This window comes from Shimia sp. CNT1-13L.2 (genome assembly GCF_024331145.1).
Taxonomy (GTDB): Bacteria; Pseudomonadota; Alphaproteobacteria; order Rhodobacterales; family Rhodobacteraceae; genus Shimia.
Genome location: NZ_JANDJO010000002.1, coordinates 148,823 through 171,293, shown reverse-complemented (window position 1 = coordinate 171,293; position 22,471 = coordinate 148,823). Strand labels below are relative to the sequence as shown.

Genomic DNA, 22,471 nt, shown 5'->3' with positions numbered 1-22,471 from the left:
ATGGAACTCGACAAATTCTACATTGATGGTGCTTGGGTTGCGCCCACTGACCCGCGCGCCTTTCCAATCATGAACCCGGCAACCAACACGCAGATCGGTACGGTTGCGCTTGGCAACGAGGCCGACGTCGACCGGGCCGTCGCCGCCGCCAGCCGCGCTTTCGAGAGTTTCTCGCAAACAACGCGCGCAGAGCGGCTGGCGCTTCTGCACCAACTGCGTGACCTGTTGGTGGCGCGCAACGACGACATGGCCGCCGCCATCAGCCAGGAAATGGGGGCACCGATCAGCATGGCACGCGAGGAACAGGCCGCCTGTGGCCCCGCCTATGCCGAGGATTTCGCCACCCTTCTTGCCGCGATGGAGAAACAGGAAGCCCTGCCAAACGGCGATATCCTGACCCGTGAACCCATTGGCGTCTGTGGTCTGATCACGCCGTGGAACTGGCCGATCAACCAAATCGCGCAAAAGGTCCTTCCGGCCCTCGCCGTGGGGGCGACCTGTGTCCTCAAACCCTCGGAATATACGCCCCTCTCTGCCGCGCTGTTTGCCGAACTGGTGCACGAAGCAGGCTATCCCGCAGGTGTCTTCAACCTCGTTTTCGGGGATGGCCCGTCGGTCGGCGCCGCCATGTCGCGCCACCCTGATATTGCCATGATGTCGTTCACCGGCTCGACCCGCGCAGGCACCCTCGTCTCGAAAGACAGCGCCGACACGATCAAGCGCGTCACCCTCGAACTGGGCGGCAAATCTCCCAACCTGCTGTTTGCTGATTGCGATCTCGAAGCCCGGGTCACGGCCTCGGTTCAGGCCTGTTTTCACAACACCGGACAATCCTGCAACGCCCCAACGCGCCTTCTCGTGGAACGCAGTTGCTATTCCGCCGCTCTGGAGATTGCGGAACGTGCGGCAAAGGCGCAGGCGGTTGGCAATCCCGCGGAAGAAGGCGCCCACATCGGCCCGATGTTCGACCAGATGCAATACGACCGCGTTCAGGCCATGATCCAAATCGGCATCGATGAAGGCGCCCGACTGCTCGCGGGGGGGCTTGGCAAACCTGAGGGTCTGGAACAGGGATGGTACGTACGCCCGACCATCTTTGCCGACGTGCACAACCAGATGCGTATCGCACGCGAAGAGATTTTCGGCCCCGTACTGGTGATCATTCCCTTCGACACCGAAGAAGAGGCGATCGCGATTGCAAATGACACCGACTATGGCCTCTACGCCTATGTCCAGACAGGCAGCGCCTCACGCGCGGCACGGGTCGCCTCGCAACTTCGTGCCGGCGCAGTGGCAATCAACGGGCGCGGCACCACCTACGGCAGCCCATTCGGAGGTTACAAGCAATCCGGCAACGGACGCGAAGGCGGCAAGGCCGGTCTTGAAGAATACCTCGAGATCAAGGTCATGCCTTCGCTCACCTTCCTTCAGGAACAAGGGGTCTTCTCGGCCGCGTGATTTCGTCAAGAAACACCCCGACGCGTAGTGGCAATGGAGTTGGTCGCCATCCTACGCGCCGGGGGCTGGGGAGATTTCTGCGAAGAACTCGCAGCGGTCGGTAGCGACCGTGATCCGGTAATGCCACTCGTGTGTGATCCCCGTGTGATTTACCAAACGCGCAGGGCGCAAACCGTGGAACCATGCCAAATTCAAAGGTTTTTTGCTTTTTCTTAAAAAGTGTTAATGAAGTTTGAGGGGATAGATTAAAGGGTAAGGCGGTCAGAGGATGCGACCTGTCGAATTGGTTGAAGTGATTTCTTCGCAAAGGCTTAAGAAAGCCCGCGCCCTCTTTCTCTATCTGGCCTGCACCTCGAATCAACCGCATCGCACCGACAAGATCATCGACCTGCTCTGGCGGGATTCGGCGGAAAAACAGGCAAACGCCTCGTTCCGGCAAACCGTGCGCCAGATTCGCCTGACACTGGAAAACGCACCCGGCATCGCGATTGAAACCGGCGCGGGACAGGTCACATTGGCCTGGCCCGGCACATCGGATTTTCTGGGTGACCTGGCCCATTCCCTGTCGCCCAAGGAATGGTGCACGGAAAACGGCAACATCGTGCGTCTCTGTCTGGCTCAGATGGACACGCTTCTTGGCCTCAGCGGCTCTCTCGACAGTTGGCTTGTGATCCAGCGCAGCCGTTTTCTGACCGACCTGCGCGAGGCGCTGGACAAGACATTCTCGTCACGATCCGCGCGCAAAGTCGCGGTGGAAGCCGCCGAATTTGCCCTCGAGATCGAGCCCTCCAACGAACTGGCCGTGCGCTTTCTGATGCAGCACTACTGGGAAAATCAGGCCCCCACCCGTGCCCTAGAATGCTACAACGCGCTGTATCGCTACCTTGGCGACGAATACGATCACGAGCCCGATTCCGAGACACAGGCCCTTGTCGCGGCGATCAAGCTCGACCCCGAAAAGAAGGCAGATCTCACCTGGCAGCAGGACATCCGCCCGAAACTGACCGTCTCGGTTGCCCCGGCCATCGACCCCGGTGCCAGCGATCAGGACAACAGCCTGCTCAAGGTGCTGGCCGCCGATCTTCGCCGCCGCCTCAGCCGCTTTCGCGAATGGCAGATCCTGGATGATCGCAACACCGCGTCGGCCTACCTCGCGCTGGACCTGCAACTTTTGCCCGTGGCCGGCACCCAGACCCTGCACGTCGAAGTCAGCCGCCCCGACCGTGGCGAACTGGTCTGGTCCGACGTGATCGCCGCGCCGCAGGTCGGCTGGGACGACAAGGTGCACCCCGTTCTGATGAACATCGCCCGCGCCCTGTCTGTCGAAGTCGCGGGCCGCTCCGATGTCAGCCCCGCCGCCGATACCTATGATTACTGGCTGCGCTCGCAGGCACTTCTGGATGCCTGGTCACCGGACACCGAGGCAGAAGCCCTGCAAATGCTCAGCAAGGTCACCGCCGAAGCCCCCAAGTTTGCCCCGGCCCATGCGGAACTGGCGGGCGCGCTAAATGTGCGCCACATCCTGTTGCCCGGCACTTACCAGACCGAAGACGTCAAGCAGATGGCCCTGCACCACGCCATCGAGGCCGTGACGATCGACCCGCTGGATACACGGGCCCACAGGGTTCTGGCGTGGTGCTACTGTCATCGGGGCGACTTTGAGCTGACCGAGTTCCACTTTGAACAGGCCCTCAACCTCAATCAGGACAACACCCTGACCATGGCCTCAACGGCGCTTGGCTTTGCCTTTACCCACCGCCTCGACCGCGCGGCCGAACTGGCGCGCCGCACGCGGGATCAAAAGGAAGGCATGGAGCCTTTCTACAAGATCTACCTTGCCGCCACCGATTATCTGTGCGGGGATTTCGCGCTGACCGAACGCAACTGTTCCGAAGGCCGTGGCCTGATGACCACGGTAGGCGGCTGGCACACGGCCTCGCTCTGGAAACTTGGGCAACACGACGACGCCGCGGAACGGCTCGAGGCCTACCAGCAGGAAATCGCCCCCATGTGGAAGGGCGACGAAAGTTTTGGAAAACAATCTCTTATCGACTGGTTCGTCTCGGTCTTTCCATTCCGCGACGAAGCCGTGCGCGACGACCTACGAGGGGTTTTACAGGCCGTCGCGACACATGCTGCCTAGCGGCACATATTGGTGCCGTAGATCCCGACAGCACGGTGGAACGCGCGCTCAGGCGTGTCGAGAATCTGGTTGAAGGCATCATCCGCGTCGGGCGCGCCATCAATGTGATGATAGGTGTTTTCGTTGATCCACGCCTCGGCATGGCCCAGCAGCGCCGGCAGATGCGTGCACTCCCAGCCCGCCACTTGCGAGCCATCGAAATCCCGCAGCAGCTTTTCGACCTTGTCGCGCAGATGCGACAGCATCAGGTACTCGTCAAGATCATAGCTCAGCGGCGGCTGATAATGCGGGTCCATCTGCTTGGCGGCATTCTGCCCTTCCGCAAGGGTGCCATCTGACGGCACCACGAGGATACGCACGTTCTTGTCGGCGGCATTCTCGACAGCCGCACGGGTTTCGAACTCGATCCGCACCTGCGTTTCGGCAAGTAGGGCAGCGCGGTCAGCATCGTCCAGCTTGCCGTCCTTGGGCCGCTCAAGCACCGTCATCGCGTATTTCACGACGCTTTCGTAGTTGGCCTTCTGCGCCTCGGACGGGGACGGGTTTTCCGACATGTGTACCATCAGCCGCCCGATGGCTTCCACGTTCAGCGGCCCGGACCCCACCACCTTGGCCAGCGCCGGATCGGCGGCAAGCGTTGCCATCACCGTGCCCTCAGGAGACAGGCTGTCTGCCATGGCGACAATCACGCCCACGCCGTTTTCGTCAAATGTGATCGTGTTCTGTTCATCGCCAAGATCGGCTCCGACGATGATGTATTTTCCACCCTTCATGGTCATTTCCTTTATTTTGAATTTATCAGGTCCAACATTGTTTTTGGCGCGTGCAACTGCCCCAACAGTGCATCCCTCTGCGCCTTGTTTTCCGGGTGCAGTTTCACCCGTGCCATCGCCGCTTCCAGCGATCCCCGAAGCAGGCAGCTTCCCAACGGGCCAAACCCACCTCGCGCGCCCAGCAACAGCCCCTCGACCATCAGCACCTCGTAAAGCGGCGCATTGGCCAGCACCGCCGGATCAATCGCCCGATCCGTGCCAAAGCGGGTTTCGAATGCCGCGCAGAGGTCTGCCGCCGTCATCGGCGCCGACACATCCGACACGGTCCAGTTTGCCCGCAGATCGGCGAACCACGGGTCGGCGATGCACAGCGGGTGCGTCTCGACGGCGGTGTTGAAATCAAGCAGGCTGATATGGCTACCATTCACGTTGAACGATTGGGCAAAACTGGGCGAAATGCCGGTCGTCGGCAGCGCCTTGCCGTGCTGGAAAGTGTCACTGGAAAAGAAGAAGTCCCAGCTGATGTCCCATTCCCTTTCCGCAAGAGAAGGCGCAAAGCTGGTCGACATCAGGTCTTTCAGGGCACGCCCGCGAATATTGCCACGGCGCAGGCGATAGGCATCCAGCGGCAGACAGTGGAACGCCCGGAAAATCGCGTGCAAAAGCGTCACCTCGTCCACCTGATGCAACGCATCCAGCGGGGCATTCATCACACCCGGCAGCACGAAGCGCGGCAACAGGTCTTCGCGAATGATGTCGTGCCAGACCAGCACGCAATGCACCCGCGCGATGTTATAGGCATCCTCCCACGCCACACCGGCCGCGTTCAGGCGATCCATCGTGCGGTTGTGAAACTGCATCCACGCCACCGTCAGCTCATGTAGCATCAGCGTGTCGCGATTGCGCGGATCATACAGCGCCCGCACCGCCATACCGCCCGCCGTCGCGGTCTTGGCAATCCGCGATCCGCGTTCCAGATGGAATTTTCCGGTCGCCTGATCAAAGACGTGGTTCATCAGGTCCGGCCCCGTGCCATAGACCGTCTCAAGCGTCAGCGGGTTTTCGATCAGGTTATAGCGAACCGGCGAAACGCCCTCTGCCTGCTGACGCTCGGCAATGGCCTGCGGCATCGGCGTCTGGAGGTTGTTGGTCGCGCCCTGCTGGCTCTTCTGCGCATAGACAACCTGATCCAGCGGCGTGCTGTGCCCCATGTCATGGCCCACCAGCTGCGCCAGATAGGTATAGCCGGACGGGATCTGCGCCACCTCGCGCTGGCACAACACCCGCCAGTCCGCGCTGCCGGCCAGATGCGCAATTGCAGGACGGCTTGGCACCGGGCTACCGGCCCCACCAGTGGGGGCTGAGATCACAGATTTCTTCTGAAACTGCGCCTTGGAGACAGGGCAACACCCCACAGATGCGCGCGCGGCCCCAGGGGCGTCGCCTGCGTCGCGATAGAAGGGGAAGCCGTCACTGGTCATGATCTTTTGTCCTTTCACTTTGCAATGCACCACGGGCAGATCGGCGTGGAAATGATAGTGCACCCCCCCCAGCCAGCACTCGAGCGCATCGACATCCACATCCGGCACAGGGGCCGGGTAATCGCGAGGGCCATCGTGCGGCAAAAGCCCGGCCGCCCTGCCCCCAACGCGGCGCGTCTCGGCAAGACGGCACGCCATAACCTCGTCCGGCGCCTCCGCCCCACTCTCGTAGGCGCGCTGTTCCACAACCCGCATTTCCATCAAAAGCGTTTCGCGAAGCGCCTTGCGCGCCGCCGCAACTGGATCAACCGCTGTTCCGTAGCCCACAACAGGTACCTCGTCGGGCGCCCCGAAACTGGCCGCGATCATGACGGTCTCACCCGCCACCGATGGCAACCGCCAAAGCCGACTTTGCCGGACGGTCTCTGCACCCTCGCGCAGATCACGCAACCAGCCATCCAGTCCAACCGCCGCCATCCACGCCGCATCCACCCGACAGGCCGAAACCTCGGAGTGCCACCACTGACGAATACGCTTGCGTTCCACCGCCTCCATCAGCGCACGATGCGCCGTCGCGGCCCGGTCCGGCCCGGCGGCCAATCCATCCGCCTCCGCTGCAAACGCGACGACCGGCCCCGCAGACAAATACGCAGCCTCGGCAGTCTCACCCAACAGACGCGACACCGCACCCTTGGCCGTTTCCGCAGCGCCGCTCACGCTCTTACCATCGGTGGTCAGCGCCTGATAAACGCAAAATCCGGGGGCAAAAATCTGTTGTCGCCTGTCGTGACGCGCCCAGGTCTCCCGCAGGGCACGCACCTGGGCATCCGGCCAATGCACGTCTGAATTCCAATCTGCAAATACCCAATCGGGCTGTCGTTGCCGCAGCTTAGCCCGTTTCGGAAAAATTCGCCTAAGCAAATCCTCCGACATGTGCAGATCGCGGATCGGGGCGAGATCGGTGTCGAAAGATAAAGCGTCAGTCATGGACCCATAACCCGAATGATTTGAATTTGCTGTGAAGCCACCAGCGCGACGATGGCGTTTCGGCGGTATAGTTGCGGCTGCCTGCCTGGCTCATGACAGGGCGCAGGACTTCCGAACCATGGCGCGCCGCGTTCAGATGGCCGTGTTCCGGCACCACCGCCGCGATATGGCCCGAGCGGCTCTCGTCTTTGCGCTTGGCAACGATGATGCCAACACCGCCGGCATTGGCCGCGTCCTGAAGAGCCGTGGCGGAAAACACCCGCCGCCAACCAAAGGCGCCGCCATAGGTTTCAAACCAGTCGTGCAGGGAATTCGCGTTCAACTCGCGCACGGTGTTGGCATAAAGAACCTGCGGCGCGCCCCCTGCGGCAATCGTGGCAAGGGCGTTCTCGCGCCACCAAACGCGCGGCAGGTAAACGCCCATCCGCGCGCAATAGTCATGCGCATAGATGTTGCAGTAAGTGGCAGAAGACTTGGGTTGATACCGCAGATGCGTGCCGCGCCCGGGATCAAGATAGCGGATGATCGCAATGATCTGCGCCGGATCAGCCGCGCTGCGCTCGGGCATGGTGTTTTCATCCAGCGGACGCGCCCTGCCGAAATCCTGTGTCCTGAGGTTCCCCTTGGGGGCAAGATGACAGGCCGGCATGCCTGCCGGAACCGGCACATCTGCCACCGGCGTGCCCGTGGCCTCGGTCAGGTAACCGGAATGCAGGTAGCCCTCGACGTCGCCGCCAGCCAGCGACGCGCGCACATGCCACCAGACCGCATCATCCGGATGCGTGCCCAGCTTGGCCACTGACGTCCCAGCCGGGAGAACGGCCCGCACCTCGGCAGGTTTGATCCCCGCCCGAAGGTTCAGCATCGACGCCTCGTCGGGGTTCACGATCCAATCGGCCAACTCTCAGCCCTCCACTCAGAAACATTAAGAATGTCCTAAGCGTCGGGTGTGATCCCCGTGTGATTTCGAGTTCACACAAGGTGGCGAGACATGTTTTTATGACGCAATATCAATTATATAGAGATAAACTCGGAAATTACACATCCCAGGCCACAGGCATTGCCAACGGCCCGCGAAAGGCCCATCCGCCAAAGGGGGTTTCCCCCTCAAGCCGCAGCCCTTTCAGCTGTTCGAAGATCAGCGGCAAAGCCACTTCCGAAATCAGAACCCGCGCCACCCAGGCCCCAGCACAGAAATGCGGCCCCGCCCCAAGCGAGATCGACGCCGAGAAATCCTGTGTCACGTCAAAGACCTCAGGCCGGTCAAACACCTCTTCATCACGATTGCCCGACCCAAACATCAGGAACACGCGGTCTTCTGGCTCGAACGTCACGCCGTGCAACTCGTACCTCTGCGCCACGCGGCGCGGCGACATGCCGACCGGAGCAATCCAGCGCGAATATTCTTCAAAGGCATTGCTCCACGGCACAGCGCCGCTCTTGAGCAGGGCCAGTTGGTCCGGATGGGTCAACAGCGCCCAAATCACCCCGGAAATCACATCCCTGACCTCGTTCTGCCCACCGGAAATTGCAAGCTTCACGTTGGCATAAACCTGTTCCTGCGACATGCCGCCCTGCAGGTGAACCGATAGCAAAGACGTATCCGGCGCGGCCTGCAACACCGGTGTCATCTCATCAATATAACGTTCGATCGCCGCCGTGCATTCATGGCAATTCGCCTCCACGGCCGGATCCCCCGCATAGTTGGCACAGCCGTCGATCATACCCTGGCTGACCCGATCCATCTCCTGCCAGGTGATGTTGGTCAACCCGGTCACGATCTTCAGCGCCTCACCGGAAATCCGGCGGGCGATGTCGCGGGCCATGTCGGCGCGACCAAGGGGGCGCATGTCGTCCAGCACCTCCCGAGTCATCTCTTCAAACTTCTGCCGCCAGACATTCTTGGCGGTGCGCGGCGACACCGTCGGGAAAATCGCTTTGCGTTCCGCCATATGCGGCGCGCCGTCCTTGCGCATCAGGTTCTGCCCCATCAGCTTGGTCATCAACCCGTCCGGCTGGTCCGACGAGAACACGTCGATTTTCTTTTCGTTTTCGAAAATGTCGTCGCGCCGCGTGATCAGCGTCGCCCCAAGCTGCGGAACATAACACACCGGAAAGGCGGCCCGCATCTTCTTGAGATCGGGATAGGGATCGTCCCAAAACGCCTTGGGATCAATTTCGTAAACCGGAGCGTTGGACATGAAAACCTCCCGACAATCGTTTCACGACTCATGTGTTGACATGACAACTCAATATTTGTTGTCATGTCAACACATCCACGATACCACTGTGAAAAACCCAAGGGCACGCAATGGCTGACAACTCCCAAGACCTCCCGGATTCCATGTTCCTGGTTGGGGTTCCCAACGACGATGGCAGCGTTGCCTCGGAAACCCTCGGCTTTTCCCGCACCCCGACTGTTCTTCTCAATTTTGCTGCCAACCGCTTCACCCGCAGCGCGGCACGTGTCTATCAGGATCGTTTCGGAATCGGCGCGATGGACTGGCGAATGCTGGTCATGCTGACCCGCGTCCCTGGCAGCAGCGTGGCAACCGCAAGCAAGACCATCGGCATCGACAAGGCCGCCGTCAGCCGCAGCCTGCGCCGCCTAGAAGGCGCAGGTCTGGCCGAAGCCAAAAGCGATCACCCTGATCCGCGACGCAAGGACTGGAGCCTGACACCAAAGGGCAAGGCCCTGCACGACGACATGCTGGCGCTCGCCCTCAACCGCCAGAAAAAACTCCTCGCGGGTTTCTCCCCGCAGGACGTCGAACAGTTCAACGATTACCTGCGCCGCTTCCTCGCAAATCTGGACGACCTGAACGACAGCGACGACTAGGTTAACGCCCCCACCACGGGCGACCTCGGCACTTCCGAGCATTCCACATCGGCGAAAAATCCCGGAAACCGCCTCGGGGGTTCTTGCGCAATGTTATATTATAACGTACATCACATCCCGATCAGAATTCCGCCCCTCTTTGCGCCCACGTTCCCTCGGCGTCAAAGACGGTTTCCACACCAAGGAGGCTCCATTGGACTCCCGCATGCCCGTCACCCTGCTCACCGGCTTTCTCGGCGCAGGCAAGACAACCCTTTTGAACGCGATCCTGTCCGACGCCTCGGCTGGCCGTATCGCCGTGATCGTGAACGAGTTCGGCGAGGCCGGGCTGGATCACGACCTCATGGAAACCTCGACAGACGACGTGGTGTTGATGCAGTCGGGCTGCCTGTGCTGCACGGTGCGCGGCGAACTTGCCGACACCGTCTCCGACCTGTTCCGCCGTCGCGAAAACGGTGACTTCGATTTCGACCGGATCGTGATCGAAACCACGGGCCTCGCCGATCCGGGACCGATCCTGCAAACCCTTCTCGTCGAACGCTACCTCGCCCAGCGCACACGCATGGACGGGATCGTCACCGTGGTCGATGCCGCCAATGGCCCCCAGACACTGGATGACCAGTTCGAAGCCGTGTCGCAGGTTGCGATGGCCGACCTTCTGGTGCTGAGCAAGGCTGACCTCGTGGCCCCGGAACAGACAATGATGCTCGAGGAACGGCTGCGCGGACTGAATGCAACCGCCCGCATTGTGCATTCCGTCAAGGGCGCGGGCCTCAGCGGCAAACTCTGGGGCCTGAGCGGCATGCGCAAGGGCGCGGTGCCCACCGACGTGATGACATGGACCACCGGGCGCAAACCGGCCGTCGATCCCCTGGCCAACCTCTCGGGCTTTGCCGCCCCTGCCCCCACACAGGCAACGCTTTCGAACCACGATGCCCGCATTGAATCGGCCTCGATCATCCTCGACGATCCAATCAGCAGCGAGGTGTTCGACAACTGGCTGAATACGCTGGTCATGCTGCGCGGCACCGATCTCCTGCGCGTCAAGGGCATCGTGTTCCTCGAAGACATCGAGACCCCCTTTGTTTTCCACGGCGTCCAGAACATCTTTGATCCGCCGCTGCCTGTGAAAAACTGGCCCCATGACGACACCCGTTCCCGCATCGTGGTGATCGCCCGCGACCTCTCGCAATTCGAACTTCAGCGCAGCTTCGACATGCTGCGCGGCGCAAGCCCGTCACGCGAACAGGATTAAAGAGTATGAAAGATGCATCGAACACCGATCCCCGCCTGCCCGTCACAGTCCTCTCGGGCTTTCTTGGCGCAGGCAAAACCACCCTCCTGAACCGCGTTCTGAACAACCGCGATGGCCGCCGCGTGGCCGTCATCGTGAACGACATGTCCGAGGTCAACATCGACGCCGATCTGGTGCGCGAAGGCACCGAACTCTCCCGCTCGGAAGAAACCCTTGTCGAAATGTCGAACGGCTGCATCTGCTGCACCCTGCGCGATGACCTCCTGAAGGAAGTGCGCCACCTCTCCGAGGAAGGCCGCTTTGACTATCTGCTGATCGAATCCACCGGAATTTCGGAACCTCTGCCCGTCGCTGCCACCTTTGATTTCCGCGATGAGAACGGTCAAAGCCTCTCGGACGTCGCCCGCCTCGACACGATGGTCACTGTCGTCGACGCGGTGAACCTGCTTCAGGACTTCTCAAGCCACGACTTCCTCAATGACCGCGGGGAATCCCTTGGCGAGGAAGACAACCGCAGCCTTGTCAGCCTGCTCACCGAACAGATCGAATTCGCTGACGTGGTGATTCTGAACAAGGTGGACGATGCCGGCCCCGAACGCACCGATCACGCGCGCAAGATCATCCGCGCCCTGAACGGCGACGCCAAGATCATTGAAACCAACCACTCCGATGTGCCGACAGACTCCATCCTAGACACCGGGCTGTTTGATTTCGACACGGCACATGAACATCCGATGTGGGCCAAGGAGCTTTATGGGTTCGCAAACCACACCCCCGAAGACGAAGAATACGGCATCACCTCGTTTGCCTACCACGCCCGTGCGCCCTTTGATCCCGCCAAGCTCTATGCGGCCCTGAACGGCGACCTGCCCGGCGTAATCCGGGCCAAGGGCCACTTCTGGATCGCCACCCGTCCGGAATGGGCCGCAGAATTCAGCCTCGCCGGTGCGCTGTCTTCGATTGCGCCGCTTGGCCTCTGGTGGGCCTCGCTTCCCGAAGATCGCCTGCCAACGCATCCGCAGGCGCAGGCCGAAATCGCCAGCAATTGGGTTGAACCCTGGGGCGACCGCCGCCAGGAGATCGTCTTTATCGGAACCGGCATGGACCGCGAAGACATCTGCGCCCGCCTGAACGCCGCCCTCGTGGATGCAGAGGCATTCACACCGGACCTCTGGGCCGACATGGATGATCCATTCCCGCGCTGGGGCCGCCGCTAATGCACGACAGCACGGTTCACACGCTCTTGCAGGGCGCCCCAGTGGGTGTCCAGCAGGTGGACGACATCGAAGGGCTTTCGGCCATCCACCACCCCGGCAATGCGGCGGTGATCTGGCATCGTCATCCTTTGAAATCGTTCCAGAACTGGATCGACACCCTGCCGCCGGAAAACCTGCCCAGCGCACGGATCATCCTGCGGCCGGACGGCGTGCGTGACGCAGTCACGCACCTTTGCGACAGGGCGGGCACGCCCGACTGTGCCAACCGGACTCGGCTGATCGACGACATCGCCGCCCTTTCAGACATCTTCGCGAGCACGATGCGCGCGCGCTGGCTGCGGTTGCGCCTTGATCTGGTCACCACCAACGCCTGCCGCAAGTTCCACGTCGATGCCGTGCAGGCTCGGCTGGTCTGCACCTATCGTGGGACGGGAACGCAATATGGAACAGGCCAGACCGGCTCCGACCCAGACCGCGTCTTCACCGTTCCGGCCAGTTCCCCGATCATTCTGCGCGGCACCCGCTGGCCCGAACACCCTGCCAGCGGCCTGTTGCACCGCTCGCCCCCCATTGAAGGGACGGGCGAAACACGCCTGCTGCTGGTGCTCGACCCTGTTGACGAGCCGGAAGACGAAATCTGATCCAACCCTGCGCAGACCGGTGCGAGACGCGCGCCCCCCTCCACAGTTCCGCCACCCTTGCCTTACAGCCGGACAAGCGCCACGATGCGCTCGAACAGGCATTTGCAACCAGGGCCGCGCGAAACATGAAGCAGTCAACACTCTACGTCCGGAATGCCGGATTCGGAGACATGCTCAAACAGGTGAACTCCTTTTTTCATCTTGCAGATGCGTTTGGTTTCGATCCCAGAGTTTTCATCCCGGAAAACAACCAACGCAACAGCCTCGGAAACCACGACTTCTTTCATCAGCTCGGTTTCAAAAGCATCATGGCACCAAAGCCTGCTATAGCGCGCAAGAAGGCGACAAGCTTGTCGATGATCGCTTCCGACATCTCTGACACCTACGCCTTTGATCTGGGCTGCTACAACAACCCGGATATCAAACGTGCTCTTGGTGACAGAGATAAGGAAAGCCACCCGAAACTGCGCCGGCTGGCTCGCAACGGCCGCCTTTTCGAAGAGATTTCAAAACACAAGACCGGCGCAGGTGGCATAGCCGTTCATGTGCGGCGCGGTGACGTTTCGCAGATTGAAGCAAATGACTTCCCCGACTTTTTTGACATGGCCGTGGCGGCAGACAAAATCCTGCATAGACGTGGGGTCTTTACTCCTTCGACACTGCAAACTGATGTGCCATGGTCCGATCGGCGCAGGTTTGTAGATACGCCAACGCACTTGAACGTCCTGAACCAGGTGAAACAGGACGTTGGCACCTCTTCGCACATCCTTGTCTCTGATGGCTTTACAAAACTCGCAGAACGGCTTGTCGAAGACAACCGGGACCTGCTGATCGACAAAACCATGACCGCACAGGCCCTGGAACAGGCGCTTGGCAAAGAACTCCGCCCCCTCCTCAATGGCGCGACAAAGGTCATCCTCGGGGAAACGGATCACGCATTCCACGAAACCCTGCGCGTGACACTGGGTGCCGACGTCATTATCTCTGCCTCCCCCGGCTTCCTCCGCCAGCTGGCCCGACTCTTTGATCTCGACATTCGTTTCGTCGATCCCAAGCCACGACCAGAACCAACCGCGAAAAACTGACCAGCCTCTTTTTCAACATGACCATTGATTACGATCTTTACCTTGAACACCTCGGGCTGGCCGGTTCTCTGGCCATTTCCCTGTTTGTCCTTCTGGGACTTGCGCTGCGCCTCTACGAAACGCCCGACCGCCGCATGTTTCTCTGGGCGATGGTGGCCTTTTTCACCATCAACAGCCTCGACATGCTCGATTCCCTGCTCTACGGCCCCGTCCTGATTGGTCCGGACGCGCTCTATCAATGGCAGGACGTGTTGATCCCCGGCTTCATCCTGTCGCTCTATTTCTACGTCCGCGGCCTCACCAGCTCGAACCCAACTCTGAGCCGCCGTGACCTCCTGCACCTGCTGCCCTTTGTAATCGCATTCCTGTGTCTCGCCCCGCGCCTGCTGCAACCGGGCGCAATCCGCCGGACCATGTCGACCTCCGATCTGTCCCCCGCCTACAAACAGCTTGCCGAACTCGGTGAAAACACCTTCTGGGCGATGTGGGTTGTCTTCCTGATCTTCTACGGCGGCCTGAGCGTGCACCGCCTCTACAGGCACAAGCGCAACATCCGAACCCTGTTTTCCGATCTGGAGGGCAAGACATTGCGGTGGCTGGACGCGCTGGTCGCCACGATCTTCCTTCTGGCCTTCATCGTGATCGTGGATGAAATCGGCCTCCTGATGGGGCGTCCGGAAATCCGCGCGGGCTGGGTGTCGGCGGCGTTTGATCTGATACTGGCCGGGTCTTTCGGGATCTTCGCCCTGCGGGCTGTTCCGCCCCTGCCCCAATGGTCCGCCGAGGTCCTTCCTGAAGCGCCACCTGCGCCCCAGGAAACGCCTCAACCCGACACCGAAAACCGGCGCTACGCGCGTTCCGGTCTGCAACCGGAGGATCTCGACCGCTATGCCCAGCGGCTGGAACAGCGCGTCGCCCAAAACCAGCTTTGGCGCGATCACGATATCAACCTGCGCCGCCTTGCCGCCGAAATCGCGGTCCCCTCGATCCACCTGTCCGAAGTGCTCAACACCCGTCTCGGCATGTCCTTTTACGACTACATCAACCAGTGTCGCATCAGCGACGCCTGCGCCCTTCTGATCGAAACCGAAATGACCATTCTCGAGATCAGCGAAACCGTCGGCTTCAACGCGAAATCCACGTTCAACACCAGTTTCAAAAAGATCACCGGCCAGACACCCTCCCAATGGCGCAGAACCCACCAGCCATAAACACCTGTAAAACATACCAAAAATAAAACGACCGTTCGAGCAAGCTTGTCCGAACGTCTGGTCCAGCCTGTCCGGTCGCCGGTCACGGGCCGGACGTGCATATCAGCCCCCAACAGCCACAGACGCTGACCAACTGATTGCACACTCCAGACGCAAGGACATCACATGACCGTCTTTTCCCCCAAGGGCCTGTCCCTCTCGCCACAGGCCATCGCCGATTATTTCACCCAATCCTCCAGCCTTCCCGGCGCCATCATCTCGGTCACTGACGGCCAGCGCACGGCCACTGTCGCCAGCGGCACCGACGAAGTTGACGCCGCGCCCCTGCACCACGCCCAAAGCTACGAGATCGGCTCCCAGACCAAGATGATGACCGGCCTAGTGGTTCTGGAACTTGCCAAGGAAGGTCTGATCGACCTCGACACACCGCTTGCCAGCTATCTTGATCCCACCCTGACCGACGGCATCGCCAACGCCGACATCGCCACGGTGCGACAGGCCCTGCAAATGACAACCGGCATCGTGAACTATACCAGCGCGGTGCGCCCCGACGGCACGAGCCAGCTCAGCCACATCGCGGATAACCCCGACGAGGAATTCGGCACTGCGGAAATCCTCGCCCTTCTCAAAGAGCTGCCGGCCTCCGCCCCCGTGGGCCAAACCTATGAATACTCCAACACCAATTACTTCTACCTCAGCAAGGTGATCGAAGCCGTGACCGGCAAGAGCCTTGGACAGGTCTTTCACGATCGCATCTTTGCCCCCCTCGGTATGGAGGACAGCTATCTGAACGACTTCCGCGCCAATCCCGATCTCGTCAACGGTCACTTCCTCATCGACGGCGACATTGTCGATATGTCATGGGTCAAGGCCCATGCCCACGGCGAAGGCGGTGTGGTCTCGACCGCCGCAGGCATGACCACCTTCCTCAAGGCCCTGCTTGTCGACAAGACCCTCGCCTCGCCCGAGGTTCTTGAAATGCTGCTTGATTTCGACAACGGCAGCACAGATCCGCGCGGCTTTGATTTCAACTATGGTCTCGGTCAGTTCACCTTCGACGGCATCGGCACTTTCGTCGGGTTCTCCGGCCACATCTTCGGCTCTGAATCCGCGACCTACCTGCACCTTGAAAGCGGGCGCATCTTCTCGGCGATGGTGAACCTTGGCAACGGCGACGCCTCCAGCACCGGCCTCGCCCTCTCCACCGCTCTGGAACTCCAAGAAGATACCGCATGGCAGCAACCGGCCACAGGCGAAGACATCACCATCGACGAGATCAGCGCCGCCGCCCTTCAGATCGAAACCATCGACGGTGTCTCCTTCCTTGTTGCCGAGGACGCACGGCTAAAGCTGGCGGCGCACATCCAGACCTACGACAGCGACGATTTCATCTTCACCGATGGCTCCGCCCTGCACCTTGGGACGAACCAGTCCGACACCCTCACCGTCGCAACAGGCGCGTCAGGCGATCACCACCTGCGCGGTTTCGCCGGCAAAGATCGCCTCAAGGGCGGATCGGGCGACGACAATGAAAACGGCGGCTTCGGGCATGACGTGCTGAGCGGCCAACGGGGGAATGACATCCTTGTTGGCGCGGCAGGTAACGACACCCTGCGCGGCGGCAAGGGCGCAGATACCCTCAAGGGCGGCAACGGGGATGACCGGCTGTTCGGCGGACAGGGCAAAGACGTCCTCTCTGGCGGCACCGGCGACGACAAGATGACCGGCGGCCGTGGCGCAGATGTCTTTGTCTTCTCGGCGTCGCAACGCGACGGCCATGCCGATCACGACATCATCACCGACTATCAGGCCGGAACCGATCACCTCTCCCTTCACGGCCGCGGCATCACCAGCCACACCGTCGAAGATACCGGCCTCACCCTCACGCTTGACGGTGACGGCGACACGATCTTCCTGCGCGGCCTCACCGACATCTCCGACCTCTCCTTCCTCTGATCCCATTCCAGAAAGACCATTCCCAATGAAACCCGCCTACCTCCTCCCCCTCCTGATTGTTGCCGCCGGCTGCACCGATCGCGGGGCCTCCTATCAGCCCGTTCTCGACGGCCAGCCCAACGCCGCCTACCCATCCGATCTCGCCGAATGCCAAACCCTCGCCCGGGACCAGCAGCACCTGAACCGCTCCACGAAACAGGCCGTCCTGATCGGCGCGGGCATCGGCGCAGTCCTCGGCGAAGTCGACAACGACAGCGATCCCCTCGGCGGGGCCATTGTCGGCGCGATCAGCGGCGGCGCCGCCGGTGCCTCCGACGCGGCAGACAAGCGCGAGACCATCGTGATAGAATGCCTGCGCCGCCGCGGTCATCCGGTTGTCGGCTGAGGACCTGATCCATGCTCCAGATTCTATCCACCCGCCATCACCGCTTTGATGCCCTGCGCGCCCTGATCGCGGGGGCCATCACCCGCGCCAGCATCCGCCCAACCGCGAAACACGCAGTCCCTGCGCCCCACTGACCAAGGAGCCCGCCATGAAACACGTGTTTGTCGCCGGTGCCACCGGATACCTTGGTCGCCACATCTGTTCGCAGTACAAACGGCAGGGCTGGCGGGTCACTGCGCTGGTCCGCAACGCCGAACACGCCCAGGGCCTTTGCGCCGATCACATCGTCGAGGCGCAAGCCACCTGGCCCGAAGCCCTGGAGGGGCTGATGGCGGGGATGGACCTTGTCGTCTCAAGCCTCGGGATCACCCGCCAGGCCGACGGGGTCGGCTACTGGGACGTGGACTATCAGGCCAATGCCAACCTTCTGGCCGAAGCCCTGCGCGCAGGCGTTCCCCGGTTTGCCTATATCCACGTCCTGCACGCCGACCGGATGAGCAGCGTCCCGATGGTCGCCGCCAAGAGCGCCTTTGTCCGCAAACTTCAGGCCGCCCCGATCCGCGCCACCGTCATCGCCCCCACGGGTTATTTTTCGGACATGGTCGAATTCCTCGACATGGCGCGCAGGGGCCGCGTCTGGCTGTTTGGCGACGGATCGCAACGCATCAACCCGATCCACGGGGCCGATCTGGCAGAGGCCGTCTACGATGCCATCGCCGCCAACGCGACATGGTGCAACATCGGCGGCCCCGAAACCTTCACGCAAACCGAACTGGCCCACCTCGCCTTTGCCACCCTGAACAGGCCCGACCGCATTACCTACCTGCCCGACTGGCTGCGCCGCGCGGCCATCCGGATCGTCCCCAAGATCGCCCCCCGCAGCATCGCCGGACCCGTCCACTTCTTTCTCACGGCCAGCGGCATGAACATGGTCGGCGATCCCCACGGCACCCGCCACCTCGCCGATGCCTTTCGCACCTGCACCGACACATCGCCGTGACGGCACTGACGGAAAACAAAGCGAACGACCAGCCCCCCATAGCAAAGGGCAGAGCTAAGATCTTGGTATGTCTGGGAAAGACCACTCTCAAGGAGTGAAATGGTGCGGCCGAGAAGACTCGAACTTCCACGGGAGTTACCCCACAGCGACCTCAACGCTGCGCGTCTACCAATTCCGCCACGGCCGCACGCCTAGGCTTGGTGTCGGGTTCTATAACGAGTCGTTCTGGGGATGCCAACCCGGAAAACGCACTTAAAACGCGGTTTTGCAAAATTCCTTTGGCGGCTCCGGGACAGGCCCGCCAGAGGCAAAACGGGCGGGGAAATCCCCGCCCGCCTGAAAGGTCATTCGGTGATGTTGAAGGTTGGCAGGGCCGCCGCAGGTTGCGGTGCCGCCATGGCCGCATCATCCGCCGTCACGGCCGCCCGCAAAAGCGCCACGCGCTCGGGCTGACCTGGGGCAAAGACCGCCTCGGCGCCGCCTTCCATCGCTTCGATCGCGGTCAGATACCAGTCTTTCGCCTTGCCCGAATCCGCGCCAAGACCAAAGCCCTGGCCAACGTGGTGGCCTACCAGTTCTGCATAGGGTTTCTGGCCAAGACCCACCATCAGCAGCGCCGAACCAAGCGCCACGTCCATGCGGTCGCGACGATAGCCCGAGAACAGGCAGATCTTGGCGGTACCCGCCAGTTGCTCGACCGACATGTTCGATTTCAGCACGAACCGCTGTACCTCGCCGATCACCTGCGCGGCCGGTTGCGTCGCCAGCTTGGCGATATAGGGCTCGGTCGCGGGACCGAAGGCATCACACTGCGCATCCACCTGCGCCGGGGTCACGTTGCCAAGACCGCTGACAATCTGCTCACCGGTACCAATCGCATAGGTCCGCGCAAGGCAGAACTGTTCGCTCAGCGCCAGTTCCGGATCAGTCATCGATGCCGCGGTGATGAAGCCGCCGTTCGAGCTGGTCAGGAGAGACACCTTGCTGCAAAGGCTGGCCAGCGACGGGCCGGCATCGGCAGGTTTCGCCGTTTCAAACAGGGTGATCCCCCCAAGCGGCGCGGCCGGTTCCTGAACCACCGGCTCGGTCGAAGCCATCACGGTTTCGGGCTGCTGCGGTGCCGGAGCCACCGGCGCGGGGGCAACCGCCATCTGCGTGTTGCCCGCATCGTTCATCCGGCACACACCCTGGTGACACGAGAAGGTGGCCGGCGTGGCCTGATGCGACAGGAAGTCGTTGCGCGAATAGCCCTGCGGGGTCGAGGCAAAGACCATCACGGTACAGCTTTGCGCGCCACACCAGAACGAACTGCCCGAGACCGAGGTATCAAGGATATAGTCGGTCTTGCCGTCGCCGTTCAGATCGGCAAGCTGAATAAAGCCCGAGCGTTGCAAAAGCTGTTCGGCACTCGGATCAGAGCTCGCGGCCACTTCGTCGATGGCCATAGACACTTCCACCGGCATACCGCCATAGGACGAGGTCGCCGTCCGCGCGCCCGTGGCTTCGTCATGCCAGACCGCAAGCAGGCTGCGTACCCCGTGCTGATGGGTCTGCATGGCCTTCACGACCTGAGGGCCACCCACCTGTGCCCGGTTGTAGGACGACACGAGGAAATCACGCTCGTACTGCGACAGGCGGCCGGTTGCCGGAAACCCGACATAGACCTGATACTGCGTGATCGCGGAACGACTGCGCTGGCCCATAACGCCATCCGGCGTCCCGGCATTGAACCCGAAGTAGTTCAACGCCACCTGCGTTTCGCGATTGTAGGCGCGGGTCGAAGACGACGCGACGGTGCGCGGACGCTTCTTGTTCTTGTTGGCCTCGTTCACGATGACACCACCAAGAATGCCCCCCACGATGGCGGCGCCAAGGTTGTCCGCGGCGGCGGGCACGGTGCTGGTTGTCGCGATCAGGGCTGCAGCCATTGCTGTCTTCAATGGTTTTGCAAACATAACGATCCCCCCTTTGGGATAAGAATTGAGTTCAAGCACTGCTCTGAATACCCACCCAGCCTAGCCCAGCTTCCGCGATCTGGCGAGAAGTTTTCATTGTGCCGCCAACTGGACATTCCCCTGCCAACTCCCCTATCTCTCAGGCAGTTCGGATATGGGATGCGCAAAATGGTGGAATGGATCGTACACGAAGGTCTTCTTGACTATGACGAGGCCGTGACTTTCATGGAGGCCCGCGCCGAAGCCATCGCCAAGGGCGAGGCAGAGGAATGTATCTGGCTGGTCGAACACCCGCCTCTTTATACCGCGGGCACTTCCGCGAAGATCGAAGACCTGACCGACCCTGATCGCTTCCCCGTCTATCCCTCGAAACGCGGCGGCCAATACACCTACCACGGTCCGGGACAACGCGTGGCCTATGTCATGCTGAACGTCGGCAAGCGCGGCCACGACGTCCGCAAGTTCGTACATCAGCTTGAGGAATGGGTGATCGCAACATTGGGCGAATTCAACCTGCGCGGCGAAATCCGCGACGGGCGCGTCGGCGTCTGGATCGTACGCGATGACAAGCCCCTCACCATCACCGGCCAGAAACCCGAAGACAAGATTGCCGCCATCGGCATCCGCCTGCGCAAATGGGTGAGCTTCCACGGCATCTCGGTCAACGTCGAACCCGATCTCGATCACTTCGGCGGCATCGTCCCCTGTGGCATCACCGAACACGGTGTCACCTCACTGGTCGACCTCGGGCTGCCCGTGACGATGGAAGATCTCGACGTCGCCCTGAAACGCACGTTCGAAGAGATTTTCGGCGACGAGGCCTAAACCACGGCCCCGAACACGATCTTCGCACCCCAGATCACCAGAACAGCCCCCGAGACCGCGTCGAACCAACGCGTCACGCCGGGCGTGATCCGCGTGCGTGCGAACAGTGCAAGGTGGACAAGGAAAAGCCACCACAGGGCCGATCCGGTAAAGACACCCGCCACCAGCCAATAAGGCGCCCAGACAGATCCTTCCGCCGCAGCCCCCAGCCCCGCCACCATGCCGACAAAGGCAAGGATCGTCATCGGGTTCGACATCGTCAGCAGGAAGGTTGTCGCCCAGGAGGTCAGCACCGTCTTATGTGCCCGCGCCGGCGCAGGTGCGACGTCCCCACCACGGCTATTCCAGAAACCGCGCAGCGACATGGCCCCGAGCCATACAATCAACGCCCCGCCGCCAATTGCCATCGGCGTGGCATAGCTCACCAAGAGCCCGGTCGCGGCAAATCCCACCGCCACCATCATGCCATAGACCGCATCCGCGGTTGCCGCCCCCAACCCGGTGGCCAACCCCGCCGCGCGCCCGTCGGCAAGCGTTCGGCGAATACACAAAAGGCCAATCGGCCCCACCGGCGCGGCAATCGCGAATCCCATCACGATCCCGCGCAGCAATACATCCATGTCCATCGGGTTACCCCTCGTCCGCGATTCTCACTGCGGCACTTTCCTTCAACGCATCCATTGAAATGATTGTCTCGGTCTTCAGAACCGCCTTGATCGGCTTCACCACCTCGGACAGGAACCGCTGCAAATCCCGCGTATCGCGCACCCGCAGCTTCATCATGTAGGAATGCGCCCCGCTGATGTGGTGCAACTCCATCACCTCGTCCCGCTGAACCAATGCCGCACAGGCCGCCTCTTCGCCGTCATAGGCCATGTCGATCAGCACGAAGCAGCAAAGGCCCGCGCCCGCCACCTCGGGATTGACCCGCGCATGCCAGCCCAGAATCTCGCCATTGGCCGCCATACGCCGCACCCGCTCATTCGCCGTCGACAGGGAAACCCCCACCGAGTCGGCCAACTCGGCGCTGGACGTTTTCCCGTCACGCTGGAGAAAATCACATATTTTTCGGTCAATCTTATCCATGACCAGAATATTTTCGATTCTACAGAACTTTTCAAGACAACTTTCGATCAAATTCAGGGTTTCGAGAAAAGTTCCGACAATCACAATTCCGCCGAGACGCGCAACCGCGCGGATTTGACCGTTGCACATCCACGCTACATCAACGATTGTGCGCCTCGGACGCGTACGCAAACC

At 61.4% G+C, this 22,471-nt stretch carries 20 protein-coding genes and 1 tRNA gene; 13 read left to right on the top strand and 8 right to left on the bottom strand.

Annotated features, from left to right (window positions below; translation table 11 throughout):
* Positions 1–1,458 (top strand): aldehyde dehydrogenase family protein, encoded by a 1,458-nt coding sequence (locus NNA36_RS04660; protein ID WP_255104653.1) that lies wholly within the window; start codon positions 1–3, stop codon positions 1,456–1,458.
* A gap of 268 nt (positions 1,459–1,726) precedes the next feature.
* Positions 1,727–3,601: a BTAD domain-containing putative transcriptional regulator gene (locus NNA36_RS04655; RefSeq protein WP_255104651.1), complete on the top strand. Its 1,875-nt coding sequence runs from the start codon at positions 1,727–1,729 to the stop codon at positions 3,599–3,601.
* Here the strand turns inward: NNA36_RS04655 and NNA36_RS04650 are convergent.
* From NNA36_RS04650 to NNA36_RS04635, 4 genes are all read right to left on the bottom strand, one after another.
* Entirely contained in the window at positions 3,598–4,374 is a 777-nt protein-coding gene (locus tag NNA36_RS04650) for a hypothetical protein (RefSeq protein ID WP_255104649.1), read from the bottom strand. The two genes, NNA36_RS04655 and NNA36_RS04650, sit on opposite strands and share 4 nt — an antisense overlap.
* Before the next feature lie 11 nt (positions 4,375–4,385).
* Positions 4,386–6,842 (bottom strand): YcaO-like family protein, encoded by a 2,457-nt coding sequence (locus NNA36_RS04645; RefSeq protein ID WP_255104648.1) that lies wholly within the window; start codon positions 6,840–6,842, stop codon positions 4,386–4,388.
* Positions 6,835–7,743, bottom strand: coding sequence for a hypothetical protein (locus NNA36_RS04640; protein ID WP_255104647.1), 909 nt, complete (start codon positions 7,741–7,743; stop codon positions 6,835–6,837). The genes NNA36_RS04645 and NNA36_RS04640 overlap by 8 nt, the downstream gene beginning before the upstream one ends.
* A 136-nt stretch (positions 7,744–7,879) precedes the next feature.
* A complete protein-coding gene (locus NNA36_RS04635) occupies positions 7,880–9,043 on the bottom strand; it encodes a cytochrome P450 (protein ID WP_255104645.1) in 1,164 nt (387 codons plus the stop codon).
* Between the two features lie 110 nt (positions 9,044–9,153).
* Here NNA36_RS04635 and NNA36_RS04630 point away from each other — a divergent pair, with 110 nt between their 5' ends.
* From NNA36_RS04630 to NNA36_RS04585, 10 genes are all read left to right on the top strand, one after another.
* Positions 9,154–9,681, top strand: a complete 528-nt coding sequence (locus NNA36_RS04630; protein WP_255104643.1) for a MarR family winged helix-turn-helix transcriptional regulator — start codon at positions 9,154–9,156, stop codon at positions 9,679–9,681.
* Between the two features lie 205 nt (positions 9,682–9,886).
* The gene (locus NNA36_RS04625) at positions 9,887–10,936 is read left to right on the top strand and encodes a GTP-binding protein (RefSeq protein WP_255104641.1); all 1,050 of its coding nucleotides are present in this window, start codon (positions 9,887–9,889) and stop codon (positions 10,934–10,936) included.
* A 5-nt stretch (positions 10,937–10,941) separates the two neighbouring features.
* A complete protein-coding gene (locus NNA36_RS04620) occupies positions 10,942–12,153 on the top strand; it encodes a GTP-binding protein (RefSeq protein ID WP_255104639.1) in 1,212 nt (403 codons plus the stop codon).
* Positions 12,153–12,794: a DUF1826 domain-containing protein gene (locus tag NNA36_RS04615; RefSeq protein ID WP_255104637.1), complete on the top strand. Its 642-nt coding sequence runs from the start codon at positions 12,153–12,155 to the stop codon at positions 12,792–12,794. The genes NNA36_RS04620 and NNA36_RS04615 overlap by 1 nt, the downstream gene beginning before the upstream one ends.
* A gap of 170 nt (positions 12,795–12,964) precedes the next feature.
* Positions 12,965–13,879: a hypothetical protein gene (locus NNA36_RS04610; protein ID WP_255104635.1), complete on the top strand. Its 915-nt coding sequence runs from the start codon at positions 12,965–12,967 to the stop codon at positions 13,877–13,879.
* A 17-nt stretch (positions 13,880–13,896) separates the two neighbouring features.
* The gene (locus NNA36_RS04605; RefSeq protein WP_255104633.1) at positions 13,897–15,090 is read left to right on the top strand and encodes an AraC family transcriptional regulator; all 1,194 of its coding nucleotides are present in this window, start codon (positions 13,897–13,899) and stop codon (positions 15,088–15,090) included.
* A 165-nt stretch (positions 15,091–15,255) separates the two neighbouring features.
* A complete protein-coding gene (locus NNA36_RS04600) occupies positions 15,256–17,046 on the top strand; it encodes a serine hydrolase (protein ID WP_255104631.1) in 1,791 nt (596 codons plus the stop codon).
* Between the two features lie 25 nt (positions 17,047–17,071).
* The gene (locus NNA36_RS04595) at positions 17,072–17,431 is read left to right on the top strand and encodes a glycine zipper family protein (protein ID WP_255104630.1); all 360 of its coding nucleotides are present in this window, start codon (positions 17,072–17,074) and stop codon (positions 17,429–17,431) included.
* An 11-nt stretch (positions 17,432–17,442) separates the two neighbouring features.
* Complete coding sequence (locus NNA36_RS04590) at positions 17,443–17,565, top strand: hypothetical protein (protein ID WP_255104628.1); 123 nt, start codon at positions 17,443–17,445, stop codon at positions 17,563–17,565.
* Between the two features lie 14 nt (positions 17,566–17,579).
* Positions 17,580–18,431: an SDR family oxidoreductase gene (locus tag NNA36_RS04585; protein ID WP_255104625.1), complete on the top strand. Its 852-nt coding sequence runs from the start codon at positions 17,580–17,582 to the stop codon at positions 18,429–18,431.
* 100 nt (positions 18,432–18,531) lie between these two features.
* On the opposite strand, the gene NNA36_RS04580 is transcribed toward NNA36_RS04585, so the two are convergent.
* Together NNA36_RS04580 and NNA36_RS04575 are read right to left on the bottom strand one after the other, a co-directional pair.
* A tRNA-Leu gene (locus NNA36_RS04580) sits at positions 18,532–18,618 on the bottom strand.
* A gap of 157 nt (positions 18,619–18,775) precedes the next feature.
* On the bottom strand, positions 18,776–20,359 hold the full coding sequence (locus NNA36_RS04575; protein WP_369681624.1) for a peptidoglycan-binding protein: 1,584 nt from the start codon (positions 20,357–20,359) through the stop codon (positions 18,776–18,778).
* Positions 20,360–20,554: 195 nt separating this feature from the next.
* On the opposite strand from NNA36_RS04575, the gene lipB reads away from it, so the two are divergent.
* Positions 20,555–21,211 (top strand): lipoyl(octanoyl) transferase LipB, encoded by a 657-nt coding sequence (gene lipB, locus NNA36_RS04570; RefSeq protein WP_255104622.1) that lies wholly within the window; start codon positions 20,555–20,557, stop codon positions 21,209–21,211.
* Here lipB and NNA36_RS04565 read toward each other — a convergent pair.
* Positions 21,208–21,837, bottom strand: coding sequence for a LysE/ArgO family amino acid transporter (locus NNA36_RS04565; protein ID WP_255104621.1), 630 nt, complete (start codon positions 21,835–21,837; stop codon positions 21,208–21,210). The genes lipB and NNA36_RS04565 overlap by 4 nt on opposite strands.
* A gap of 4 nt (positions 21,838–21,841) precedes the next feature.
* On the bottom strand, positions 21,842–22,297 hold the full coding sequence (locus NNA36_RS04560; protein WP_255104620.1) for an Lrp/AsnC family transcriptional regulator: 456 nt from the start codon (positions 22,295–22,297) through the stop codon (positions 21,842–21,844).
* Positions 22,298–22,471 lie beyond the last annotated feature (174 nt).

Bases quoted from the DNA above. Each gene is read 5' to 3' on its own strand.
- NNA36_RS04660 (WP_255104653.1), top strand. From the start codon at position 1: ATGGAACTCGACAAATTCTACATTGATGGTGCTTGGGTTGCGCCCACT.
- NNA36_RS04655 (WP_255104651.1), top strand. From the start codon at position 1,727: ATGCGACCTGTCGAATTGGTTGAAGTGATTTCTTCGCAAAGGCTTAAG.
- NNA36_RS04650 (WP_255104649.1), bottom strand. From the start codon at position 4,374: ATGAAGGGTGGAAAATACATCATCGTCGGAGCCGATCTTGGCGATGAA.
- NNA36_RS04645 (WP_255104648.1), bottom strand. From the start codon at position 6,842: ATGACTGACGCTTTATCTTTCGACACCGATCTCGCCCCGATCCGCGAT.
- NNA36_RS04635 (WP_255104645.1), bottom strand. From the start codon at position 9,043: ATGTCCAACGCTCCGGTTTACGAAATTGATCCCAAGGCGTTTTGGGAC.
- NNA36_RS04630 (WP_255104643.1), top strand. From the start codon at position 9,154: ATGGCTGACAACTCCCAAGACCTCCCGGATTCCATGTTCCTGGTTGGG.
- NNA36_RS04625 (WP_255104641.1), top strand. From the start codon at position 9,887: ATGCCCGTCACCCTGCTCACCGGCTTTCTCGGCGCAGGCAAGACAACC.
- NNA36_RS04620 (WP_255104639.1), top strand. From the start codon at position 10,942: ATGAAAGATGCATCGAACACCGATCCCCGCCTGCCCGTCACAGTCCTC.
- NNA36_RS04615 (WP_255104637.1), top strand. From the start codon at position 12,153: ATGCACGACAGCACGGTTCACACGCTCTTGCAGGGCGCCCCAGTGGGT.
- NNA36_RS04610 (WP_255104635.1), top strand. From the start codon at position 12,965: ATGCTCAAACAGGTGAACTCCTTTTTTCATCTTGCAGATGCGTTTGGT.
- NNA36_RS04605 (WP_255104633.1), top strand. From the start codon at position 13,897: ATGACCATTGATTACGATCTTTACCTTGAACACCTCGGGCTGGCCGGT.
- NNA36_RS04600 (WP_255104631.1), top strand. From the start codon at position 15,256: ATGACCGTCTTTTCCCCCAAGGGCCTGTCCCTCTCGCCACAGGCCATC.
- NNA36_RS04595 (WP_255104630.1), top strand. From the start codon at position 17,072: ATGAAACCCGCCTACCTCCTCCCCCTCCTGATTGTTGCCGCCGGCTGC.
- NNA36_RS04590 (WP_255104628.1), top strand. From the start codon at position 17,443: ATGCTCCAGATTCTATCCACCCGCCATCACCGCTTTGATGCCCTGCGC.
- NNA36_RS04585 (WP_255104625.1), top strand. From the start codon at position 17,580: ATGAAACACGTGTTTGTCGCCGGTGCCACCGGATACCTTGGTCGCCAC.
- NNA36_RS04575 (WP_369681624.1), bottom strand. From the start codon at position 20,359: ATGGCTGCAGCCCTGATCGCGACAACCAGCACCGTGCCCGCCGCCGCG.
- lipB (WP_255104622.1), top strand. From the start codon at position 20,555: ATGGTGGAATGGATCGTACACGAAGGTCTTCTTGACTATGACGAGGCC.
- NNA36_RS04565 (WP_255104621.1), bottom strand. From the start codon at position 21,837: ATGGACATGGATGTATTGCTGCGCGGGATCGTGATGGGATTCGCGATT.
- NNA36_RS04560 (WP_255104620.1), bottom strand. From the start codon at position 22,297: ATGGATAAGATTGACCGAAAAATATGTGATTTTCTCCAGCGTGACGGG.